This window comes from Phreatobacter sp., assembly GCF_030691135.1.
Lineage (GTDB): Bacteria > Pseudomonadota > Alphaproteobacteria > Rhizobiales > Phreatobacteraceae > Phreatobacter.
Window position 1 is genome coordinate 1 of sequence record NZ_JAUYFA010000056.1, and the last position, 4114, is coordinate 4114.

Here is a 4114-nt window from a genome sequence, read left to right on the forward strand (position 1 = left end):
CGCTGCGCTCGTCGACCTCTCCCCGCCGGGGAGAGGTGACGCGGTTCGGCCGTTGCGCGCCCACCGACGCCGGCCTTCAGACACCTGCCCGTCATCCCTGATCAACCCGCAAGGAGACCCCCATGGCCGCCCAGAAAGGCAAGGACCTGCTCGTCAAGATCGCCGACGGTGCGGGCTTCGTCACCGTCGCGGGCCTGCGCTCGCGCCAGCTGCGCTTCAATGCCGAGACGGTCGACGTCACCCATGCCGAAAGCGCCGGGCGCTGGCGCGAACTGCTCGGCGGCACCGGCGTCAAACGCGCCTCCGTCTCCGGCTCCGGCATCTTCCGCGACGAGGCCTCTGACGCGCTGATGCGGCAGGTCTTCTTCGACGGCGCTATCCGCGACTTCCAGGTGATCGTGCCCGATTTCGGCACGGTCGAGGGCGCCTTCCAGATCACCGCGCTGGAATTCGCCGGCAACCACAATGGCGAGGTGACCTACGACATGGCGCTGGAAAGCGCCGGCCCGCTCACCTTCACCGCCGCCTGATCCCCTGTTTGCGAGGAGAGCCCGATGCCCAATGTCCGACGCGGCGAGATCGAAGCCGACATCGGCGGCGTCACCCGCCGTCTGGTCCTGACCCTCGGCGCCCTCGCCGATCTCGAGGCCCATTTCGAGGCGGGCGACCTCGTCGAACTCGCCGAGCGCTTCGGCTCCGGCCGGCTGGCGGCGCGCGACCTGATCGCCGTCATCGGCGCCGGCCTGCGCGGCGCGGGCGAGGTGATCAGCGACCGCGAGGTGGCGGCCCTCGCCGTCACCGGCGGCGCCGCCGCCTATGCCCGCATCGTCTCCGACCTGCTGACCGCGACCTTCGGTGCCGGGGAGGGCAGACCGGCCTCCGCCGCCGGGGAGGGCATGGCGCCGCCTGCCGGCCCTTTCGGCGCGCCGCCGAGCCCTTTCCCTGGGACGACGTGATGCGCCTGGCATTGGGCCAGCTCGGGTGGTCGCCGGACGCCTTCTGGCGGGCGACGCCGCGCGAGCTCGCCGCCGCCATCGAGGGCCGGTTCGGGCGGACGGGCGGCGCCGCCGACCGCTCCGCTCTCGACCGGCTGATGGCCGCCTATCCGGACTGAGGAATCATTCATGACCGCCATCGACACGCTCTCCGTCGAGATCACCGCCGACACATCCGCCTTCCGCCGCGAGATCGGCGAGGCCGACAAGCTGGCGCGCGGTTTCGGTGCCTCCATGAGCCGCGCCTTCGCCACTGCCGTGGTCAAGGGTCAGGATCTCGGCGGCGTCGTCGCCGCCCTCGGCCAGCAGCTTTCCGCCATGGCGCTGCGCGCCGCGATCCGGCCGGTGACGGACGGGCTCTTCGCCTCGTTCCAGGACATGATGATGGGGTTTCGCGGGCTCGGTGCGGGCGCCACGGCCGAAGCCGGCGCGCTGACCGGCATCGTGCCGATGGCGCGCGGCGGCGTCATCGCGGCGCCGACCTATTTCCCGCTGCCGGGCGGGCGCACCGGCCTGATGGGCGAGAGCGGCGCCGAGGCGGTGATGCCGCTGACCCGCACCGCCGACGGGCGTCTCGGGGTCGCGGCCGGCGGCGGCACGGGCCGGCCGTCGGTCGTCATGCATGTCACGGCGACGGACGCGGCGAGCTTCCGCCGGTCCGAGGCCGAGGTGACCGCCATGCTGGCCCGCGCCGTGGCGCGCGGGCGGCGCGGCTTGTGAGGCGCGCTCAGGCCGCCTTGTCCATCAGCGCGACGATCTCGTCGAGCAGATGCAGGCGCTCCTTCTTCAGCTCTTCCGTCGTCTCGTCCGAGGCCGGGGTGACCTGGCTGTCGATGCGGTGAATCTCCCGGTTGACGACGTGATAGCGCTCGGCCAGCCGGGCGAAATGCGCGTCCGACTGTTTCAGCCGCGAGATCAGCGCGGTCTTCTCGGGGAATTCGGCGGCGAGTTCGTGGGGGGTGTGGCTCACGCTGGGGTCTCCTGTTGCGTTCGCCATACCATCGCCCGGCGCGTCGCCGCCGGCCTTGTCCAGGATCAAGCGGAGACCCGCCATGCAGGCCTTTCACGAGGTGACCTTTCCGCTCGACGTGGCGCTTGGCGCCTCCGGCGGCCCGGAGCGGCGCACGGACGTCGTGCTGCTCGGCTCGGGGCGCGAGGAGCGCAACGCCCGCTGGGCCCATTCGCGCCGTCGTTACGACGCCGGCTACGGGGTGAAGAGCCTCGCCGGGCTGCAGGCGGTCGTCGCCTTTTTCGAGGAGCGGCGCGGCCGGCTCCACGGCTTCCGCTTCCGCGACCGGCTGGATCACGCCTCCGCCCAGCCCGGCGCGGCGCCGTCGCCCACTGATCAGCCGATCGGGACGGGCGACGGCGAGAGGCGCGCCTTCGCCCTGGCCAAGACCTACGGCCTCGGTGCCAGCGCCTATCTCCGCCCCATCGCCAAGCCGGTGGCGGGCTCGGTGCGGGTGGCGGTCGGCGGCGTCGAGACCACGGGCTTCGCGCTCGATGCGGCGACGGGGCTGATGACGCTCGACGCGCCGCCGGCGCATGGCGCGGCCGTGACGGCGGGTTTCCTCTTCGACGTGCCGGTGCGCTTCGACACCGACAGGCTGGACGTCAACCTCACCTCCTTCGCGGCGGGGGAGATCCCGTCGATCCCGCTGGTCGAGATCAGGATATGATCCATGCGCGTCCTTCCTCCCGCCCTGCAGGCCCGGCTCGACGGCGGCTGCACGACGCTCGCCACCGCATGGATCGTCCGGCGCGCCGACGGCGTCGTGCTCGGCTTTACCGACCATGACGGCGACCTGGTCGTCGCCGGCGTGCCCTGCCGCGCCGCCAGCGGCTTCGACGCCACCGCCGCCGCCGAGAAGCTGGGCTTTGCCGCCGGCACCGCCGAACTCGCCGGGGCGCTGGTCGACGACGCCATCGCGGAAGCCGACATCCGGGCCGGGCGCTATGACGGCGCCAGGGTCGAGGTCCATCTCGTCGACTGGACCGATCCCGCCCTCGCGGTGCTGCTGCGGGTGATGACGCTCGGCGCCGTCACCCGCGAGGCCGGGGCGTTCCGCGCCGAACTGCGATCGCTGTCAGCCGGGCTCGACGTCGAGCGCGGACGGCTGTTCACGCCGCGCTGCGCCGCCGATCTGGGCGATGCCCGCTGCGGCGTCGACCTCGCCGCCGCCGGTCGCCACGGCACCGGATCGGTGATCGCCGTCACGAACGGCGCGCCGGTCCTCGCCGGCCTCTCGACCCTCGCCGCCGATGACCTCGTCGGCGGTCGGCTGACGGTTCAAACCGGCGCGGCGACGGGCTTCACGGTCGAGATTGCCGCGGCGACGCCGGTCACCGGCGGGGTGAGGCTGTCGCTCTGGCAGGTGCCGCCGGAGCCGCTGGCCCCCGGTGACGCGGTCTCGGTCACCGTCGGCTGCGACAAGGCCTTCGCCACCTGCCGCGACCGCTTCGCCAATGCGGCGAATTTCCGCGGCTTCCCGCACATGCCCGGCATCGACCGCATCCTCTCCGTGCCGGTGCCGGGCGAGGGCGGCCATGACGGGGCGGTGGTGGGACGCTAGCCCATCGCTCGGGCTCCCCTTCACCTCTCCCCGGCGGGGAGAGGTGAAGCGGCGGCGAAGGCGCGCCTCGCTCTCCAGACCGTCATCAGGCCGGGGGCCGGCCCGCCCCCACGACACCCCGGACAATCCCATGCCGACACGCGCCGCCATCGTCGCCGCCGCCCGCGCCTGGCGCGGCACGCCCTACCGCCACCAGGCCTCCGTCAAGGGCGTCGGCTGCGACTGCCTCGGCCTCGTCCGCGGCGTCTGGCGCGATGTCGTCGGACCCGAGCCCGCCGCCGTGCCGCCCTATACGCCCGACTGGGCCGAGGCCCACGGCCGCGAGGCGCTGGCGGAGGCGGCGCGCCGTCACCTCGTGGAGGTCGATCCGCGAGAGGCGCTGCCCGGCGACGTCGTCCTGTTCCGCTGGCGCGAGGGCTTTCCCGCCAAGCACTGCGCCATCCTCACCGGCCCCGCGACGCTGATCCATGCCCATGACGGTGCGGCGGTGGCCGAGATCGCCTTCGCGCCCTGGTGGCGCCGCCGCCTCGCCTTCGCCTTCGCCTT

General features: G+C 73.4%; 8 protein-coding genes. 7 read left to right on the forward strand and 1 reads right to left on the reverse strand.

Annotation, left to right across the window (positions count from 1 at the left end; all coding sequences use genetic code 11):
- The first annotated feature begins 122 nt into the window (after window positions 1-122).
- The 4 genes from Q8O26_RS09460 to Q8O26_RS09475 are packed head-to-tail and all read left to right on the forward strand — an operon-like array spanning window position 123 to window position 1715.
- Window positions 123-530: a phage major tail protein, TP901-1 family gene (locus Q8O26_RS09460; RefSeq protein ID WP_305575261.1), complete on the forward strand. Its 408-nt coding sequence runs from the start codon at window positions 123-125 to the stop codon at window positions 528-530.
- Between the two features lie 24 nt (window positions 531-554).
- Window positions 555-956, forward strand: coding sequence for a gene transfer agent family protein (locus Q8O26_RS09465; RefSeq protein ID WP_305575262.1), 402 nt, complete (start codon window positions 555-557; stop codon window positions 954-956).
- Window positions 956-1114 carry a phage tail assembly chaperone gene (locus Q8O26_RS09470; RefSeq protein ID WP_305575263.1) on the forward strand — a complete coding sequence of 53 codons (159 nt, stop codon included), beginning with the start codon at window positions 956-958 and terminating at the stop codon, window positions 1112-1114. The genes Q8O26_RS09465 and Q8O26_RS09470 overlap by 1 nt, the downstream gene beginning before the upstream one ends.
- Window positions 1115-1124: 10 nt before the next feature.
- Window positions 1125-1715, forward strand: coding sequence for a phage tail tape measure protein (locus Q8O26_RS09475; RefSeq protein ID WP_305575264.1), 591 nt, complete (start codon window positions 1125-1127; stop codon window positions 1713-1715).
- Window positions 1716-1722: 7 nt separating this feature from the next.
- Here Q8O26_RS09475 and Q8O26_RS09480 read toward each other — a convergent pair whose 3' ends face one another.
- Window positions 1723-1965 carry a YdcH family protein gene (locus Q8O26_RS09480; RefSeq protein WP_305575265.1) on the reverse strand — a complete coding sequence of 81 codons (243 nt, stop codon included), beginning with the start codon at window positions 1963-1965 and terminating at the stop codon, window positions 1723-1725.
- Window positions 1966-2047: 82 nt separating this feature from the next.
- Here Q8O26_RS09480 and Q8O26_RS09485 point away from each other — a divergent pair, with 82 nt between their 5' ends.
- The 3 genes from Q8O26_RS09485 to Q8O26_RS09495 form a co-directional block, all read left to right on the forward strand.
- Window positions 2048-2674 carry a DUF2460 domain-containing protein gene (locus tag Q8O26_RS09485; RefSeq protein WP_305575266.1) on the forward strand — a complete coding sequence of 209 codons (627 nt, stop codon included), beginning with the start codon at window positions 2048-2050 and terminating at the stop codon, window positions 2672-2674.
- A gap of 3 nt (window positions 2675-2677) precedes the next feature.
- On the forward strand, window positions 2678-3568 hold the full coding sequence (locus Q8O26_RS09490; protein WP_305575267.1) for a DUF2163 domain-containing protein: 891 nt from the start codon (window positions 2678-2680) through the stop codon (window positions 3566-3568).
- Window positions 3569-3698: 130 nt separating this feature from the next.
- The coding region (locus tag Q8O26_RS09495; RefSeq protein ID WP_305575268.1) for an NlpC/P60 family protein at window positions 3699-4114 on the forward strand (416 nt) is incomplete at its 3' end.

What these genes read in the sequence shown, in the direction of transcription:
- Q8O26_RS09460 (WP_305575261.1), top strand. Translation starts at nt 123, where the DNA reads ATGGCCGCCCAGAAAGGCAAGGACCTGCTCGTCAAGATCGCCGACGGT.
- Q8O26_RS09465 (WP_305575262.1), top strand. Translation starts at nt 555, where the DNA reads ATGCCCAATGTCCGACGCGGCGAGATCGAAGCCGACATCGGCGGCGTC.
- Q8O26_RS09470 (WP_305575263.1), top strand. Translation starts at nt 956, where the DNA reads ATGCGCCTGGCATTGGGCCAGCTCGGGTGGTCGCCGGACGCCTTCTGG.
- Q8O26_RS09475 (WP_305575264.1), top strand. Translation starts at nt 1,125, where the DNA reads ATGACCGCCATCGACACGCTCTCCGTCGAGATCACCGCCGACACATCC.
- Q8O26_RS09485 (WP_305575266.1), top strand. Translation starts at nt 2,048, where the DNA reads ATGCAGGCCTTTCACGAGGTGACCTTTCCGCTCGACGTGGCGCTTGGC.
- Q8O26_RS09490 (WP_305575267.1), top strand. Translation starts at nt 2,678, where the DNA reads ATGCGCGTCCTTCCTCCCGCCCTGCAGGCCCGGCTCGACGGCGGCTGC.